Origin of the sequence: Gordonia sp. SID5947 (assembly GCF_009862785.1) — a bacterium.
Taxonomy (GTDB): domain Bacteria; phylum Actinomycetota; class Actinomycetes; order Mycobacteriales; family Mycobacteriaceae; genus Gordonia.
This window is the reverse complement of the sequence record NZ_WWHU01000001.1, coordinates 2,623,079-2,640,194: the sequence shown is the minus strand read 5'-3', so window position 1 is coordinate 2,640,194 and position 17,116 is coordinate 2,623,079. Positions and strand designations below refer to the sequence as shown.

19 protein-coding genes are annotated in these 17,116 nt (G+C 67.4%); 15 read left to right on the top strand and 4 right to left on the bottom strand.

Annotated features, from left to right (window positions below):
* The 6 genes from GTV32_RS12265 to GTV32_RS12240 all read left to right on the top strand — a co-directional run bounded on the left by GTV32_RS12265 (position 1) and on the right by GTV32_RS12240 (position 5,122).
* Positions 1-1,353 carry a DUF445 family protein gene (locus GTV32_RS12265; RefSeq protein ID WP_161060550.1) on the top strand — a complete coding sequence of 451 codons (1,353 nt, stop codon included), beginning with the start codon at positions 1-3 and terminating at the stop codon, positions 1,351-1,353.
* Positions 1,354-1,434: 81 nt separating this feature from the next.
* Positions 1,435-1,905, top strand: coding sequence for a helix-turn-helix transcriptional regulator (locus GTV32_RS12260; RefSeq protein WP_161060549.1), 471 nt, complete (start codon positions 1,435-1,437; stop codon positions 1,903-1,905).
* A 4-nt stretch (positions 1,906-1,909) separates the two neighbouring features.
* Complete coding sequence (locus GTV32_RS12255) at positions 1,910-2,749, top strand: histone H1-like repetitive region-containing protein (RefSeq protein ID WP_161060548.1); 840 nt, start codon at positions 1,910-1,912, stop codon at positions 2,747-2,749.
* A gap of 65 nt (positions 2,750-2,814) precedes the next feature.
* Positions 2,815-3,111, top strand: a complete 297-nt coding sequence (locus GTV32_RS12250; protein ID WP_161062493.1) for a DUF2516 family protein — start codon at positions 2,815-2,817, stop codon at positions 3,109-3,111.
* A 67-nt stretch (positions 3,112-3,178) separates the two neighbouring features.
* Complete coding sequence (locus tag GTV32_RS12245; RefSeq protein ID WP_237421532.1) at positions 3,179-4,021, top strand: MerR family transcriptional regulator; 843 nt, start codon at positions 3,179-3,181, stop codon at positions 4,019-4,021.
* 24 nt (positions 4,022-4,045) lie between these two features.
* On the top strand, positions 4,046-5,122 hold the full coding sequence (locus GTV32_RS12240; protein ID WP_161062492.1) for an alpha/beta hydrolase: 1,077 nt from the start codon (positions 4,046-4,048) through the stop codon (positions 5,120-5,122).
* Positions 5,123-5,131: 9 nt separating this feature from the next.
* On the opposite strand, the gene GTV32_RS12235 is transcribed toward GTV32_RS12240, so the two are convergent.
* A complete protein-coding gene (locus GTV32_RS12235) occupies positions 5,132-6,226 on the bottom strand; it encodes a UDP-N-acetylmuramate dehydrogenase (RefSeq protein ID WP_343287307.1) in 1,095 nt (364 codons plus the stop codon).
* A 46-nt stretch (positions 6,227-6,272) separates the two neighbouring features.
* Here GTV32_RS12235 and GTV32_RS12230 point away from each other — a divergent pair, with 46 nt between their 5' ends.
* The 6 genes from GTV32_RS12230 (at position 6,273) to GTV32_RS12205 (ending at position 11,404) form a co-directional block, all read left to right on the top strand.
* Positions 6,273-6,767 carry a DUF2505 domain-containing protein gene (locus tag GTV32_RS12230; protein WP_161060546.1) on the top strand — a complete coding sequence of 165 codons (495 nt, stop codon included), beginning with the start codon at positions 6,273-6,275 and terminating at the stop codon, positions 6,765-6,767.
* Between the two features lie 15 nt (positions 6,768-6,782).
* Entirely contained in the window at positions 6,783-7,292 is a 510-nt protein-coding gene (locus GTV32_RS12225; protein ID WP_161060545.1) for a DUF2505 domain-containing protein, read from the top strand.
* A 42-nt stretch (positions 7,293-7,334) separates the two neighbouring features.
* A complete protein-coding gene (locus GTV32_RS12220; RefSeq protein WP_161062491.1) occupies positions 7,335-8,081 on the top strand; it encodes a class I SAM-dependent methyltransferase in 747 nt (248 codons plus the stop codon).
* Between the two features lie 119 nt (positions 8,082-8,200).
* The gene (locus tag GTV32_RS12215) at positions 8,201-9,034 is read left to right on the top strand and encodes a carbon-nitrogen hydrolase family protein (protein ID WP_161060544.1); all 834 of its coding nucleotides are present in this window, start codon (positions 8,201-8,203) and stop codon (positions 9,032-9,034) included.
* Between the two features lie 349 nt (positions 9,035-9,383).
* Positions 9,384-10,190 carry an LmeA family phospholipid-binding protein gene (locus GTV32_RS12210; RefSeq protein WP_161060543.1) on the top strand — a complete coding sequence of 269 codons (807 nt, stop codon included), beginning with the start codon at positions 9,384-9,386 and terminating at the stop codon, positions 10,188-10,190.
* Positions 10,191-10,591: 401 nt separating this feature from the next.
* On the top strand, positions 10,592-11,404 hold the full coding sequence (locus tag GTV32_RS12205) for a DUF1542 domain-containing protein (RefSeq protein WP_161060542.1): 813 nt from the start codon (positions 10,592-10,594) through the stop codon (positions 11,402-11,404).
* Positions 11,405-11,508: 104 nt separating this feature from the next.
* On the opposite strand, the gene purU is transcribed toward GTV32_RS12205, so the two are convergent.
* Positions 11,509-12,423 (bottom strand): formyltetrahydrofolate deformylase, encoded by a 915-nt coding sequence (purU, locus tag GTV32_RS12200; protein ID WP_161060541.1) that lies wholly within the window; start codon positions 12,421-12,423, stop codon positions 11,509-11,511.
* A gap of 27 nt (positions 12,424-12,450) precedes the next feature.
* Here purU and deoC point away from each other — a divergent pair, with 27 nt between their 5' ends.
* Positions 12,451-13,128, top strand: coding sequence for a deoxyribose-phosphate aldolase (deoC, locus tag GTV32_RS12195; RefSeq protein ID WP_343287306.1), 678 nt, complete (start codon positions 12,451-12,453; stop codon positions 13,126-13,128).
* Between the two features lie 91 nt (positions 13,129-13,219).
* Here deoC and GTV32_RS12190 read toward each other — a convergent pair whose 3' ends face one another.
* The gene (locus tag GTV32_RS12190) at positions 13,220-14,179 is read right to left on the bottom strand and encodes an NAD(P)/FAD-dependent oxidoreductase (protein ID WP_161060539.1); all 960 of its coding nucleotides are present in this window, start codon (positions 14,177-14,179) and stop codon (positions 13,220-13,222) included.
* A gap of 28 nt (positions 14,180-14,207) precedes the next feature.
* Positions 14,208-15,116 carry a class I SAM-dependent methyltransferase gene (locus GTV32_RS12185; protein ID WP_161060538.1) on the bottom strand — a complete coding sequence of 303 codons (909 nt, stop codon included), beginning with the start codon at positions 15,114-15,116 and terminating at the stop codon, positions 14,208-14,210.
* A gap of 48 nt (positions 15,117-15,164) precedes the next feature.
* Between GTV32_RS12185 and GTV32_RS12180 the strand changes: the two genes are divergently transcribed.
* Positions 15,165-15,728 carry an XRE family transcriptional regulator gene (locus GTV32_RS12180; RefSeq protein WP_161060537.1) on the top strand — a complete coding sequence of 188 codons (564 nt, stop codon included), beginning with the start codon at positions 15,165-15,167 and terminating at the stop codon, positions 15,726-15,728.
* Between the two features lie 106 nt (positions 15,729-15,834).
* A complete protein-coding gene (locus GTV32_RS12175; protein ID WP_161060536.1) occupies positions 15,835-17,106 on the top strand; it encodes an Ig-like domain-containing protein in 1,272 nt (423 codons plus the stop codon).
* The last annotated feature ends 10 nt before the right edge of the window (positions 17,107-17,116 follow it).

The window sequence follows — 17,116 nt, the reverse complement described above, 5'->3', positions numbered from 1 at the left end:
ATGGCATCAACAGTCATTTCGGGCGTATCCGGTGAACCCGGGCGGCCGCCCGAGGTCGAGCCGCCGCAGACCTCTCTCGGTTTCGGCGCCGATTCGGCCGGCGATGCCGGACGCCGTCGCGACCTTCGCAAGATGAAGGTCGTCGCGACGGGCTTCCTCGTCTTCGCGGCCGCCGTCTATCTGTTCGCTCGCTACCTCGAACACCGGGACGGCGCCGACGTCGCGGCCTGGGTCGGCTACGTGCGCGCGGCGTCGGAGGCCGGCATGGTCGGCGCACTCGCCGACTGGTTCGCCGTCACCGCGCTGTTCAAGCATCCGCTGGGCCTGCCGATCCCACACACCGCGCTGATCCGGAAGAAAAAGGACGACATCGGCGATCAGCTCGGCGGATTCATCGAAGAGAACTTCATGACCCCCGACGTCATCGAGCACCGTGCGACCAGTCTGGAGTTGCCGCGGCGCCTGTCGAGCTGGCTCGCGGATCCGGCCAACGCGCCCCGGGTGTCGGACGAGGCCGCGCGGATGATCTCGCTTGCCGCGGAGATGCTGCGCGACGAGGACATCGAGCAGCTCATCGAGCACGCGATCACGTGGGCGGGAGAACCGGAATGGGCACAGCCGCTCGGCCGGATCCTCGAGCAGCTCATCGCCGAGGATCGGCTCGAGCCGGTGTTCCAGCTGGCGTGTGACCGCGCCCATGAGTGGGCGCTGGGCAGCCAGGATCTGATCGACCGCGTCGTCGACCAGGATGTCGGGCCGTCCTGGAAACCGAAGTTCGTCAACGCCATGCTCGGCGACAAGATCTACCGCGAGCTCGTCGACTTCACCTACAAGGTGCGCACCGAGCCGGACCACCAGCTGCGCCGTTCGATGCATCAGTTCGTCGAACAGTTCGCCGACGACCTGCAACACGATCCAGAGATGATCGCCCGGTTCGAATCCATCAAGCACGAGCTGATCGGACGCGACGAGGTCTCCGATGCGGCGTCGACCGCCTGGAAGACGGGCAAGGCGGTGATCGAGCAGATGCTGACCGACCCGAACAGCACACTGCGGAACTCGTTGTCGGACGCGGCGATCCAGCTGGCCGTTCGCATCCGCGACGACCGGCCGTTGCAGGAGAAGATGAACGGTTGGGTGGCGCGGGCGGCCCGGCACGTGGCGGTCAACTACTCGCAGGAGATCATCTCGGTGATCACCGAGACCGTGCGCGGCTGGGACGCCGACGAGACCAGCCGCAAGATCGAACTACAGGTCGGTCGCGACCTCCAGTTCATCCGGATCAACGGCACTGTCGTCGGCGCGCTCGCCGGTCTCGCGATCTACACCGTCTCGGTACTGATCTTCGGGTAGCCCGCTCTGGTGGTTAGCTCTGTGCTTGCACTAGCTAGCACTCCCGCCGATACTGGTGGGGAGGAACCGAACGGGAGTGTGATGAGACCGCACGAGAACGACCTGCCCGAGCCGGCCGAGGGTGGGGAACCACCGGCCGACGACGACAGTTCGGCCGGGCCGGTCGAAGCGGTCGAGGCGGTGGCCACCGCCGCACAGGATGCGGTGGCGACGGCAGCACAGGACATCGGCGGCTTCATCCGGGCGCAGCGCGTCGCGGCCGAGGTGTCGCTGCGGCAACTGGCCGAGCGCGCGGGCGTGAGCAATCCGTATCTGAGTCAGATCGAGCGGGGACTCCGCAAGCCGTCGGCCGACGTCCTCGCCCAGATCGCCAAGGGCCTGCGAGTGTCCGCCGAGGTCCTCTACGTGCGCGCAGGGATCCTCGAGGAGCGGCCGGCGGGGCCGGTGCGCGACGCGCTGCTCGCCGACGACTCGATCAGCGAACGCCAGAAGCAGATGTTGCTCGAGATCTACGAGTCGTTCCGACGAGAGAACACCGACGTCAAGGAGTGAAGCCATGCCGGAGAACCCGATGAGCACCGTGATCGAGCAGGTGGCAGCCCTGCTGACCGACCTCCGTGAGCGCAGCGAGGCTGCCGGCGACGAGGCCCAGAGACGACTCGGCGACGCGCAGAGCAAGGCGCAGGCCCGGGTCGACGAGACGCGGGATTCGGCTCTGGCGCTGTTCGAGGAGGCACGGACGAAACTGTCCTCGCTCCCGGTCGAATTGCCCACCGAGATCGAGGACCTCCGCGCCCGGTTCACCCCGGAGGAACTCCGCAAGGTGGCCGAGGCCTACCTCGCTGTGGCGGCCGGCCTGCTCACCGCACTGTCCGAGCGTGGTGAAGAAGTGGTCGAGCGGCTCAAGGCGCAGCCGCTCGTCGAAGAGAACCTGCCCAAGTTGGAGAAGGTGTACAACGACGCCGTCGGTCTGACCGAGGATGCGCTCGGCAGCGTCTCGGGTCAGACCCGAGCTGTCGGTGAGCGCGCCGCCGCACTTGCGGGGTTGACCGGCGGGAAGGCGGACGAGGTGGTCCTCGAGCCGTCGAGGAAGTCCGCGGCAGCCAAGAAGGCGCCGCCCAAGAAGGTGGCAGCCAAGACGACGCCTGCGAAGAAGACGGCAGCCAAAAAAGCGCCTGCGAAGAAGGCCGCGGCCGAGAAAGCGCCTGCGAAAAAGGCCGCGGGCACGAAGGCCCCCGCGAAAAAGGCCCCCGTCAAGAAGGCTCCCGCCAAGAAGGCGGCTCCTGCCAAAGCAACCCCGGCGGCCACCAAGAACGCCGCGGCAAGAAAAGGCCCGGCCAAGAAGGCTCTTGCCGAGAAGGCCCCGGCCAAGAAGACCGCCGCGAAGAAGGCGTGACGGGTTCGTCCCAATCGGGGACCGCACGACATGTCTAAGGTGGGGGCGTGGACCTTCTGAGTGTGATGGCCTACGGGCAAAACCTGATCCTGCTGGCCTTGACCGTGATCGCCGGCGTCGCGTCGGCAGTTGCATTGCTGCATGCGGCTCTCCAGCGGTCCGATGCGTTTCCCGCCGTGGACAGGCAGAGCAAGGTCATCTGGGTGGCGATCCTCGCGGCCGCGACCTTGTTCATCTGGCTGTTCGGCGCGGTGAACTTCCTCGGTCTGATCGGGGTGGTGGCCATGCTCGTCTATCTCGTCGACGTGCGACCGCGCATCGACGACATCCAGGGCAAGCGGTGGTTCAGCAAGAAGGCGTGACGGATCCCTCCCGGCAACTCGCGGCCGGTCGTTAGGGTCATCGGTCGCGACTGAATACACTGGCGAAATGGCCGAGTATCGGATCAACGACCTGGCTGAGGCGTCCGGGGTCAGCGTGCGCAACATCCGCGTCTACCAAGACCGCGGGTTGCTTCCTGCGCCGGTCATCCGCGGGCGCACCGGGTGGTACTCCGATGAGCACCTCGTCCGGTTGAACCTCATCTCCCGCATGCTCGAACGCGGGTACACCTTCGCCACCATCAGCGAGCTGCTGCACGCGGCGCATTACGGGATGCGGGTGGAGCAGATCCTGCGCGGCACCCCGAAGGGCGGTCGGTTCCGCAACTTCAAGCGCGCGGCGACCATCACCATCACCGAGTTGCGCAAGACCTTGAACGCCACCGACCGGTCGATCGCGCTGAGTCAGAAGCTGGGACTGCTGGCGAAGGACGGCGCACATTACGCGATCCGCAATCCCGAGCTGCTCGAAGGCGCGGAGACCCTGGTCAAGGCCGGCGTCGACATCGACGTCCTGCTCGACCGCTGGGTCCGCGTCCAGGACGATCTGGAGGACGTCGCGAAGAGCTTCGTCTCGATCATCACCGACAAGTATTTCGACGAGAACCTGCCCGATCTGGGTGAGGAGCAGGTCAGCAAGATGGCCGAGTTGATCCAGACCGTCCGGCCGATGGCGCACGAGATCGTCGAGTCGACCTTTCGGCAGGCGCTCGACAAACAGATCTCGGTGGCGATCGGTGAGGCCAGCACGTACTTCGACGCATCGGCCGTGGACGGGGAGCCGGTCGGACCGGCAGCGGCAGCGGCAGTCGATCGCGACGACGACGCCGGCGCCGTGGAGGCCGGCGAGCAGACCGGGGAGACACGGACCGTCGCCGACCGCACGGACTGAGTTCGGCAGCACGAGGGGAAGATGATGAACAGACGATCACTGGCAATCGGCGCGGGGGCGGTTGCGGCTGCGGGCGCGGGCGTGATCGCAGTAGGCGTCGGGACGATCTTCGCAGGCCTGGCACGTGACGCGTTCCGTGCCGAACGTGCCGTCGACGACGGCCCCGACGATCTGCTCGCGGCGCCCACCGTCGAGCCCGAACGCATCCCGGTCGAGGCGGTCGGCGACGTCCGCCTGAACGTCGAGCGTTACGGCCCGTCGGAGGCCGCCGACGGCGACATCATCGTGATGGTGCATGGCTGGACCTGCAACATCGCGTACTGGTACCCGCAGATCAACCACCTGGCACGCACCCATGACGTGGTGGCATACGACCAGCGCGGCCATGGCACGAGTCAACTCGGCCGGACTCGGCCGACCATCGCGATGCTGGGACAGGACCTCGACGCGGTGCTGTCGTCGGTGGTCCCGGAGGGCCGCCGCGCGATCCTCGTCGGGCACAGCATGGGTGGCATGACGATCATGTCCTGGGCAGCGCAACACCCCGAGAAGGTGGGCCGGCTCGTGTCGGGAGTCGTGCTGACCTCCACCGCGGCCAAGGCCGTGATGCAGAACCATCTGCTGATCCCGGTCGATCTACCGCGCTACACCAAACCCTTCGAGTCGGCCGTGAGCAAGTTGTTCACCTCGACGCCCATGCCGATCCCTCGCACCCCCTACGGTTCGAGGTTCTCGCACTACATCGCGCTGGGCCCGAACGCGCGGAAGGCCCATGTCGACTTCGTCGACGAGATGATCGCGACCTGCCCGCCGCGGTCGCGGGCCGGCTGGGGTTCGGCGATGGGCAAGTTGGACGTGACCGCGGGGCTCGACGCGCTGTCGGTGCCGACCACCGTCGTCGTCGGTACCGACGATCGGCTGACTCCGCCGGTGCACGCCGAGCAGATGGCGGATGTGTTGCGGCGCAACGGAAGTCTTCGTGACCTGATCGTCCTCGACGGTGTCGGGCACATGTCGAGTATCGAGGCGGACGTGCGATTCAACCAGATCCTCGACGACATCGTGGCGGCATCCGTGCGAGCGTCGAGTTCGGTGGGCTGACCGCGCGGGTCAGATCGAACAGTTCACCAGGACGGGCTCGGGGTGCAGCGTCACCCCGAACGCTTCCTGAACGCCTGCACGGACGTCACGCGCGAGGCCGAGTAGTTCATCGGTGGTGGCATCACCGCGATTGGTCAGTGCGAGAGTGTGTTTCGTGGACAGTCGGACCGGGGACGAAGGACCGGGATACCCGCGCGCGTACCCGGCGCGCTCGATCAGCCAGCCTGCCGACAGCTTCACGCCATCGTCCGCCGGATAGGTGGGGACGGTGATGTCGCGGCCGACACGGTCGTGGATGCGATCGAGGGTGCCGACCTCATCCGCGGGGAGGATGGGGTTGGTGAAGAACGATCCGGCGCTCCACGTGTCGTGGTCGTCCGGATCGAGCACCATTCCCTTGCCGCGGCGCAGGGCGAGCACCTGCTCGCGGACGTCGCCGGCATCCGCGCGTTCGCCCGCATCGACGCCGAGTGCGGCCGACAACTCGCGATATCGCAGCGGCTGACTGATGCGATCGTCGTTGAGCCAGAAGGAGACCGCGACGACGACGTGGTCGTCGCGATGTTTGAGACTGCTGGTGCGGTAACCCAATCCGAGTTCCGTCGGCGCCGCCCACCGCAGTTGCCCCGCGCGGCGATCGAACACCTGCACGGATCGCAGCAGATCGGCAACCTCCACGCCGTATGCGCCGACATTCTGCACCGGGGTGGCGCCGGCGGCGCCGGGAATGCCCGAAAGGCATTCCAGCCCACCGAAACCCTGTTCGATGGTGGTGGCCACGAGGGTGTCCCAGTCCACACCGGCGTCGGCGGTGACATACGCGCGGCCCGATTCCCGGCCGGAACCGAACTCGATGCGAGAGCTCCGGATGAGGACTGCCGTGCCGTCGAAACCGTCGTCGGAGATCACCAGATTCGAGCCGCCGCCGATCAGCAGGGTGCGTTCGGCGCGGGCGTCGAGGGCAGTGATCTCGTCGACCAGGCTGCGGGTGTCGGGGCAGCGCACGACCGCGCGCGCCGGACCGCCGAGGCGCAGTGTGGTGAGCTCGGCGAGGCGGGTGCCGTGAGCTGTCGGTGCTGGTCGGTTCACCCCTGAGTCGGTCACCCGAGTAACCGTAGCGGCATTTCGGTGGTCCGGTACTCTCCCCCTCATGGCCAGCACGATGGAGCACGCGGTGTCCTACCCCTTCGGAGTACAGCGGCTCTGGGAGGTCCTCTCGACCGAGCAGTACTGGCGCGATCTCCTCGAGGCGATCAACTCGAGTCACGGCAAACTCGAGTCGTTCGAGTTCGTCGACGACACCATCACGGTCGCCATGCAGCAGGGCGTACCAGAGGAGAAGCTGCCGTCCATCGTCACCAAGGTGCGACCCGGCGATCTCGAGATCCCGCGCCGCAGCACCTTCACGCTCGCCGGCGATCAGATCACCGGCGAGATCACGGCCACGGTTGCGGGGGCGCCTGCCAAGGTCGACGGCACCCTGGTCGTGAGTGGCGACCCGGCGTCGGCGACCTACCGGGCCGACGTCGAGGTCGGTGTCCCGTTTGTCGGCGGCAAGATCGAGAAGGCCATCATCGACCAGCTCGTCGAGCTGCTGGACTCCGAGCGCGAGCAGACGGTGACTTGGGAAGCAACGAATCGGTAACGTAGCCTGGTCGCCATGGCACGACGGCTCAGCTACTCGGCGCGCTTCACCCATCCTGCGGAGACGCTCTATCAAGCGCAGAACACCCGGCAGTACTGGGAGGACATGATGGCGGGCTTCCAGATGATCTCGCCGCACTGCGAGGTCGAGTCCTTCACCTCTGACGAGACCGGTATGAAGGTCGTCCTCAAGCAGACGATCGGTCGCGACCAGCTCCCACCGCTCGCACAGACCGTCCTGATGAAGGACATGGTCATCACCCGCGAGGAGTCGTTCGGTGTGTTCGATCCGGACAACACCAAGGGCAACTACAGCGCCTCCATCCCTGCCGGGCCGGGAAGTCTCAACGGCTGGCAGGAGCTCTTCCCCACCGAGACCGGTTGCACCATCCGCAAGACCAGCGAGGTCAAGGTCTTCATCCCGTTCGTCAACGGCAAGCTCGAGCAGCTGATGCTGGTGAATCTGGTTGACCTGTTCCGGGCCGAGGCCGAATACGCGGCCGACTGGGTCACGAAAAACCTCTGATCGCATGCCGTCGGGCCCACGGTCGCGGGGCCCTCCGGTCGGATCACACGCGGCACCACCAACATCAACCGTCTGCGCCGGGTCGATCGGTGGATGACCCACGATGCGGCCATCGTGCGGGCCCTCGACGCACCGCGACCGGTCGTCGTCGACCTCGGTTACGGCGCCCGTCCCGATACCGCGGTGGAGATGGCGCGGCGTCTGCGGACGGTCGCTCCCGACCTGGAGATGGTCGGCCTCGAGATCGATCCCGAACGCGTCGTCGCACCTCGCGATGGCGTTCGGTTCGCGCTCGGAGGTTTCGAGCTGGCGGGACTCGCCCCGAATCTCGTCCGGGCCTTCAACGTCCTGCGCCAATACGACGAGGGCGAGGTGCGGGCGGCATGGGCGCAGATGCGGGCGGCCCTCGCACCGGGCGGGCTCATCGTCGAGGGCACCTGCGATGAGATCGGCCGTCGATGCTGCTGGGTGCTACTGGATGCGGACGGACCGCGAACGCTGACGCTGTGCTGGTCGCCCGAGCACACGGGCCATCCCTCCGACCTCGCCGAGCGGTTGCCCAAGGTGCTGATCCACCGCAACGTGCCCGGCGAAGGCGTCCACCGGCTCCTGCAACTCGCCGATCGGTGCTGGGACGTGGCCGCGACGCACGCAGCCTACGGACCGCGGATTCGCTGGCGGCAGGCGCTCACGCTGCTTCGGGCACAGGGGATCGATGTCGCGATTCCCCGGGGCCGCAGCGTCGACAACGTCCTGACGGTGCCGTGGTCGGAGGTCGCACCGAGGTAGGCGACCTCGTCGTCGTACGTTCGAACGGATGCCGCGGCGGAGCCGTTTGAACAGATGCCGCGGCGGAGCCGTTCGAACAGATGGTTGTCACCGCGGTGCCGGTGGCTACCCTGGTGCCCATGCGAATTGCGATGGCGCAGATCACATCGGGTACCGACCCGACCGCCAACCTGGAGTTGGTCGAGTCGGCGGCCCACACGGCGTCGGACGGCGGGGCGGATCTGGTGGTGCTGCCCGAGGCGACGATGTGCCGTTTCGGCGTGCCGCTCGGCCCGGTGGCCGAACCCCTCGACGGACCGTGGGCGACGGCGGTGTCGGAGATCGCGGCGCGACACGAGATCACGGTGATCGCGGGGATGTTCACCCCGGCTGGGGATCGTGTGCGCAACACGCTGGTGATCGCCCGGCCAGACGGCACCCGGCTCTCCTACGACAAGATCCATCTGTACGACGCGTTCGGTTTCGCCGAGTCCCGCACCGTCGCACCGGGTGAGGAGCCGCTCACCTTCGAGGTCGGAGGCGTCACCGTCGGTGTCGCGACCTGCTACGACATCCGCTTTCCGGCCTTGTTCACCGAGCTGGCATCGCGCGGGGCGCAACTCATCGTGGTGCCGGCGTCGTGGGGCGCCGGGCCGGGCAAGGTCCACCAGTGGGAGGTGCTCGCGACCGCACGCGCGCTGGATTCGACGTCGTTCATCGCCGCGGTCGGACAAGCGCTGCCTGCGGATTCGTCGGTTCGCGAGTCGTCTGCGCCCACCGGCACAGGACACAGCCAACTCACAGATCCCTTCGGTAGCGTGGTCGCAGCGTACGACGGAGGCGTGCATATCGGCGTCCACGACATCGATACTCGCGCAGTGGAGAAGGCCCGAAGCACCCTGGCCGTTCTCACCAATCAACGGCCTATCCGACCGGCCTCGGCACCTATCACAACTGAGGACCTCACGACATGACCGACAGCGAGAACAGCCACAACGAGAACCCCGACGCGGCGAAGCCCGGCAGCGAGCAACCCGGTGGCGAGCAACCCGGTGGCGAGCAACCCGGCAGCGAGCGGCCCGCGGCTGGGCAGCCTGTGGGTGAGCAGCCCGTGGGTCAGCAGCCCGGCGACGCGGGCCCGCAACCGACCGATACCGGTGAGCACACGACACAGTTCGCCCCGCCGTCGACCGAGGAGGCCCCCGCGCCTACTCCCAGGTCGGCCGCACCGGGACCACCCGATTCGAGGATCAGGGCGAGACGACGGGATTCGGCCCCTCCGACGGATTCGCCCCCATCCCGCCGAACGCCGATCCCGGCGTGGTGACCACAGCGCCCGCACGGCGTAAACGCAGCACCGGCAAGATCATCGCAGCGTCGTCGGCGGCGCTGGTCATCCTGCTCGTCATCGCTGCCGTCGGCAGCGAGCTGTACTTGCGTAACAAGGCCACCGACTGCATGCAGAGTGCCTTCTCTGACCTCACCGGGACGGAAACGTCGGTGTCGTTGAGCCGAAAGCCGATGCTGCTGCAAGGTTTTGGCAACGACATCCCGTTCGTGCAGATCGACACGGCCGACAAGCCCGGAGAGATGCGCCTGCACGCACGAGCCGAGGGCATCAAGGGAGACGGCGACAGCTCCACCATCCACTCGCTTGTCGGTACCGGATTCGTCCCGTTCGACCGCGTGGTCGCGATGAGCAAATCCATGACATCAGGCGCCGACTCGTCGGCGTCGGGTGCCGGCCAGTCGGGCGCGGCGGGATTGATGCAGGGAGCCACCATCGACTCCATGACCGGCAATGCCGCCGACGGGACGATCCAGGTGGACTCGTCGGTGCAACTCGCGTTCCTGCCGATCCCGGTCTCGACGACGATCAAACCGGTTCTGCAGGACGGGCACGTGCACTTCGAGGTCGTCAAGGCCAACGCGTTCATCTTCGGTATCCCCGCGGACTTCGCCCAGCAGGTCGTCGACAGTGTGACCGAGTCGCTCTTCGGGCAGCTCAATCAGGTGACCGTGAAGAACCTGAAGGTGACCGACCAGGGCGTCGACTTCGCCGTCGACGGTGACGACGTGAAGCTCGACGGGCAGGTCGGCGGCGGATCGGGCGACTGCAAGGCGGCCTGACGCCTCACCGCCGACAGCAACCGGTATCTCGTCGACAGCAACCGGTATCTCGCCGACAGCAACCCGAATCCCGTCGACAGCACCACCTCTGGGCCTCGACGACGATATTCAGATCCCCTGATTGCGTACCGGTGCGCGACCGCGGTGCCGGGGGATGTTGCTCTCGGTGAGATCCGTGTTGCTCTCGAAGGGATTCCGGTTGCCGTCGGCGAGAGCGGGCCGGGCGACTGTGATGCGCGGCCCGACTCGTCGCGCTCCGGCGTGCGCCCGGGGTCGGGACCTGCGGCGACGTCCACGCCGCCGTCTCGTCGGTACGCTGGGGGATGTCCGATTTTACCGGTCTGGTGGGGTGCCGACGGCTCCCGAGCTGACGGGTGAGGTGTACCCAGACGGAGGAAAATATGAGCGCACTGATCCTGATCGCTCTCGTGGTGTTGGTGGTCGTGGGCATCGTGGTGATGTCCCAGCAGCGATCGGGTGCCAACGCGGCGCGCTCGCTCGACGACGCCAAGGCAGACGCCCGCCAGGCGATCGAACGTCTCGGCGGCCAAGTCTTCATGCTGGTCGGCGACGGTCCCGCGTCGAAGCAGGCGCTTGCCGACGCGGGCGAGCGGTACAACGCCGCCGGATCGCAGATCGAGCAGGCCAACAGTGTCGCCCAGGCACAACTGGCCAAACAGACCGCGATCGAGGGTCTCTACTACGCACGGGCCGCGCGCACCGCGATGAACCTCGATCCCGGTCCTCCCATCCCGGAACTCGAAGGCCAGAAGAGCGCGGGCGCGGTCACCGAGGACCGCACCGTCGACTTCGAAGGCCGGCAGGTGGAGGCATCGCCCGGCCCGTCATCGAGGACGCCGAACTACTACCCCGGCGGTCGCGTCGCGGGTCGTCCGGTGCCCGCGGGTTGGTACTCCGAGCCATGGTGGAAGCCGGCGCTGGTCGCAGGTGCGTGGGGCATCGGTTCGATGTTCCTGTTCTCCGCGATGTTCTCCGGCATGGCCGGTGTCAACTACGACGCCAACGCCTTCGAGAGCGGTGCCGGTGACGGTTCCGACGCCGGGGCACTCGACGGCGGAGGCGACGGTGGCGACGGAGGCGGTGACTTCGGCGGCGATGGCGGCGACGGCGGAGGTGGGTTCTTCGACGGTGGTGGTGACGGCGGAGGCGGGTTCTTCGACGGTGGCGGCGACTTCGGCGGATTCGACTTCTGAGAGGACCCTTCGTGACGCTCGCAAGCTCGCTCCTCAGGGAGCGGGTGACGCTCGCAAGCTCGCTCGTCTTTTCTGTTTCCTGAGGAGCGAAGCGTCACGAAGGATCAGGTGAACACCACGGTCTTCCGGCCGTGCACGAGCACGCGGTCCTCGAGGTGCCACCGCAAACCACGCGACAGCACCAGCGTCTCGATGTCGCGGCCCTGACGCACCATGTCGGCCACGGTGTCGCTGTGGTCGACGCGGATGACGTCCTGTTCGATGATCGGGCCCGCGTCGAGGTCGGCGGTCACGTAGTGGCAGGTCGCGCCGATCAGCTTCACACCGCGTGCGAACGCCTGATGATAGGGGCGCGCACCGATGAAACTGGGCAAGAAGCTGTGATGGATGTTGATGGCCCGACCCGACCACGCGTCGCACAACTGCGGCGGCAGGATCTGCATGAAGCGCGCGAGCACCACGGCATCCGGGTCGTAGCCCTCGACGACGCGGCGCACCTCGTCGAAAGCGGCGGCCTTGTTGTCCGGCGCGAACGGCACGTGGTGAAACGGCACGTCGAAACGTGTGACCAGATCCTCGAGGTCGCGGTGATTGCCGACCACGGCGGAGACATCGGCCGGTAGCTCGCCCCGGTGGGCGCGGCCCAGCAGATCGACGAGGCAGTGGGTTTCCTTGCTGACCAGCAACACCACCGACTTCGGGGCCCCGGTGTCGGTGAGCCTCCATTCGGTGCCGGGCCCCAGCTCGGCCGCCACCTCGTCGGCGAACCGGGTCCGCATCTCGTCGACACCCATCGCCACCGATTCGGCGCGCACGGTCTGACGGGTGAAGAACCAACCCGTCTCGGCATCGGAGTGATACCCGGCCTCGGTGATCCAGCCGCCGATCTCGGCCAGGAAGCCGGAGATCCGCGCGACGATGCCGGTGCGGTCCGGGCAACCGAGCGTCAGGACGTACCGATGTTCGGGCTCGGCTCGGTCGGCGGTTGTCGGTGCGGGGGATGTCTCGGGTACTGCCACATCTGTCAGTGTGCCAAGCTCGTCTGTGTGACCACCAGCGACCTGACCCGCCGCGACGTCGCGGCCATCATCGACCACACCCTGCTCAAGCCCGAGGCGACCCGCGCCGCGGCCGAGTCGACGGTCGCGGAGGCCGCGGAACTCGGCGTCTACGCGGTCTGCCTGTCGCCGTCGATGCTGCCGATCGACACCGGAGACCAGAAGACCTGTGTGGTCGCCGGGTTCCCGTCTGGCAAGCATCACTCACTGGTCAAGGCCTCCGAGGCGCGGCTGGCCGTGGACACCGGGGCCGACGAGGTCGACATGGTGATCGACGTGGGCGCGGCTGCGGACGGCCGGTTCGACGAGGTGTTCGCCGACGTTCTGACCGTGCGGGAGGCGGTCGGCGAGGGCATCGTCCTGAAGGTCATCATCGAGTCCGCGGCCTTGCTGGAGCTGGCCGGCCCGGACACCGTCACCGAGGTGTGCCGCCGCGCGGTGCAGGCGGGGGCAGCGATGGTCAAGACCTCCACCGGTTTTCACCCGTCCGGCGGCGCGAGCGTCGAGGCGGTGCGGTTGATGCGCGCCGCGGTCGGCGACCGGGTCGGCGTCAAGGCGAGTGGCGGAATCCGGACCGCGGAGTTCGCGGCCGAGCTCATCGCGGCCGGTGCCACACGGCTCGGCCTCTCGTCGTCCCGGACCGTGCTCGACGGCTTCCCGGCCTGATCCACCCAGCGTTCGTCCCCCGCAGACACGTTCGTCCCCCGCTTGCGTTCGGAGGACGAACGCAAGCGGGGGACGAACTGCGTGGTGATGACTAGACGTCCACCGAGGCGGCGCGGCGAGCCTCGACCGCGGCGCGGGCGTCGTCGACGATCAGGTCCGCGTTGACGGCTGCGCCTGCGTTCACGCCGGCGCCCATCGACACTGCGACCGTCGCGGCGAGGTCGGCGACGTTGCCTGCCGCCCACACGCCCGGGACGTCGGTCATTCCCATCGGACCGGTTGCGACGTACTGACCGCCCATCGGGTGATCGGCAAGCGACCCGCCGAGTCGGGTGAAGAGTTCCGACCGGACGACGAATCGCGGCGCGACCACGACGGCGTCGCGCTCCACCTCGGAGCCGTCGGCCAGCACCACCGCGCGCACCGCGTCGTCGGCGATGTCGAGACGGTCGACGAGGCCGTCGACGACGGTCACCCCCAGCGCCGAGAGTTGTTCGGCCTCGTCGGCTCCGATGTCGGGGATGGTGTGCGTGAACAAGGTGACGTCGTCGCTGAGCTGGCGGAACATCAGCGTCTGGTGCACCGACATCGGGCTGGTGCCGAGTATCCCGATCCGGCGACCGCGGACCTCGTACCCGTGGCAATACGGGCAGTGCAGCACCGACGATCCCCAGAGTTCCTGCACGCCGGGGACTTCCGGCAGTTCGTCGACGAGGCCCGACGCGAGGACGATCCGTCGGGCGGTGATGACGGTGCCATCGTCGAGGGTGAGGTCGAAGCCGCCGTTCGCGTCACGCGTGCCGTCGAGCACTTCCGCGGTGCGGATGTCGACTCCGTAGCCGCGGGCCTCGGCGCGACCCTTCTCGAGCAGTTCGAGGGGAGGGATGCCCTCGTGACCGAGGACGTTGTGTGCTCCGTCGGCGGGTGCGTTCCGGGGGCGGTTCGAGTCGAGGACCACGACGGATCGCAGCGACCGTGCCAGGGTGGTCGCGGCACTCAGTCCCGCCGGTCCGCCGCCCACGATGGCGACGTCGAAGTGGTTGCTGTTCATGGTTGTTCTCGCTTTCGACTAGGTCTGTCTAGGAGTTCTCGGGCCGCCGCGCGATCCAGGCGATGCGGCTGCTGCGGACGACCAGGTCGTCGCGTCGACGCAGGGAGCTGGGGTCGTCGTCGCTCAGGATGCGGTCGACGGCGGCCAGGTCTTCGGTGGTGGCGACATCGGCGAGACCAGAGCGCACCCGGGACAGCCACTCGACCGCGTAGTCGGTGGCCGCGGCCGGGGGATTGTCGAGATCGGTGTCGATGTCGCGGGTTTCAACGATCTCGAATCCGGCCGCGGTGATGGTCGGCGCCCAGTCGGGTCGTTCGTTCCATCCGCCGTTCCACCCGCGTCCCAGGATCGCCGCACGCAGTCGCAACTCCATCTCACCGTCGGCGGAGCCCGCCGGCAGGAAGGTCGGCGGGTCCGCGATCTCGATGACGGCGAGGACCCCGCCCGGGCGCAGGGCCTGCAATGCCGAGCGGAGCAGCCCTTCCGCGTCGGCGAAGTGATGGAGTGTCGACGAAGCCCACACGACGTCGACGTCGGTGATCTCGTCAGGGAGTGCGGTGTCGAGGTCGGCGGCCACGGTCCGTATCTGACCGTCGAGTCCGGCCTGTCGCGCTGATCCGGCGACCCGCTCGAGTAACTCGGCCGAGTTGTCGAGCGCGACGATCTGCGACGCCGGGAAACGCCGGGCGAGTGCCAGGGTTCCGGTGCCGGTCCCGGAGCCGAGATCGAGGATGGTCCGGGGCTCGTTCACCCGTGCGGCGATCCGGGCGGCGACCTCGTCGAGGTAGTGGCCGTTCACAGCGGCGTCGAGGTCGAGGACCCGGGCCATCGTGTCGACATCGGGATGGCCGCCGTGTCCGTGCTGGTGTCCGTGACCGTGCTGGTGTCCGTGTGCGTCCCCGGGCGCGCGGTGATGAGTGTCGTGGGAGTGCGTCATATGTTCGAGGGTAGCGCCGTCATGCGTGATACGCATATAGTCTTGCGTATGGAGCAAGAAATTGATGCCGTCGTCCGCCAGCGCATCCGTGGTCTCCGTATGGCGAAGGGCTGGACGCTCGACTCGATGGCCGCGCGCTGTTTCCTCAGTCCGTCGACCCTGAGTCGGATCGAGACGGGTCATCGGCGAGTCGCGCTGGATCAGCTGGTTCCGATCGCCCGTGCGCTCGGCACCTCACTCGATCAGCTCGTCGAACCGGTCGGCGACGAGGACGTGGTGATCCGGCCCGAGCCGCACACGTCGGCGGGCATGACCATGTGGAAGCTCTCGCGTGACGGTGCGCCGGGCGGGGTGACGGTGGCGAAGATGCGGATCACGCCCGAGCATCACGTGAATCCCGATCATCTGGGCGTGCATCCGGGTCGCGAATGGTTCACGGTGATCACCGGGACGATCCGGCTGCATCTGGGCGAGCGGGTGATCCTCGTGCCCCCGGGGCAGGCGGCCGAATTCTCCACGATGGTTCCGCACGGGATGACGGCGGTCGACGGGCCCGCCGAGATCGTGTCGATCCTGGACCATGACGGTGAGCGGGCGCATATGCCCGGGTGAGGACACCGCCGGGTCAGTCGGGCGGATGAACCCGAAACGTGAACTCGGCGACATCACAGCAGGCAGGCCGGGTTTTCACAATTTTCATCGGTACGCTGGACACGTTATGAGCGCGCACCCTCCCCTCACCCGTCGAGCCGTCCTCGCCGCGGCCGGTCTCGGCGCCGTCGGCGTGGCCGCGGCAGCCTGTTCCACCGGCAAGTCCGGCAGCGCCGACGACGCGAAGCCCGATGCACCCACGGTCCACGTGGTCTACACTCCCGCACTGGATTCCGACGACGCCCCCAATCCGACCGCGACCGTTTCGGTGAAAGCCGAGAACGGTGTGCTCAATCCCGACGTCAAGCTTCTCAACCCCAACGGGAAAGCTGTCGCAGGCACGATGTCGGAGGATCGGAAGACCTTCACCATCAGCGAACCGCTGGGTTACGGCTCGCAGTACACATGGCACGGCAGCGCGGTCGGTTACGACCGGGTGAGCACGCAGGTCACCGGCTCCTTCACCACGCTGTCGCCGGAGTCCCAGATGAACGTGGTGGTCAACATCGGGGACGGCCAGGAGGTCGGGATCGCGGCGCCGATCATCCTGAAGTTCAACGGCACCGTCGAGGACAAGGAAACCGTCGAGAAGGCCCTCACTGTCACCACCGAACCACGCACCGAGGGGGCATGGGCGTGGCTCGGTGAGGACAACGGTTCACGAGCGCACTGGCGGACCAAGGAGTACTACGCGCCGGGCACCAAGGTGCACATGTCGGCCAAGCTGTACGGCGTCGACCACGGCGGTGGGGCATATGGTGCCGCCGACGTGACAAGTGATTTCGTCATCGGCAGATCGCAGGTCGTGAAGGCCGAGGCCTCCTCGCATCAGATCGTCGTGGTGCGCGACGGAGGTGTGTTGATGACCCTGCCGTGCAGCTACGGCGGCGGGGACCTGGACCGCAACGTCACACGGTCGGGTATCCATGTGGTGACGGAGAAGTACGAGGACTTCTTCATGAGCAACCCGGCCGCGGGGTACTTCAACATCCGCGAGCGTTTTGCCGTGCGGATCTCCAACAACGGCGAGTTCATCCACGCGAACCCGGAAACTGTTGGTGTGCAAGGTTCGTCGAATGTGACGAACGGTTGTATCAACCTGTCGCTGGAGAATGCGCAACGCTACTTCGAGTCGGCGATCTACGGGGATCCCGTCGAGGTCACGGGCACCCGCATCGCACTCTCCGAGGCCGACGGCGACATCTTCGACTGGATATTCGACTGGGACTCGTGGACCGGGATGTCGGCCATCAAGGGCGACCCGTCTCAGGTCACCGCCCCCGCGACGCCGTCGGGTGCGCCGACGTCGAATGCGCCGGCGCCGGCACCGCCCGGCTGACCCGCGGCAG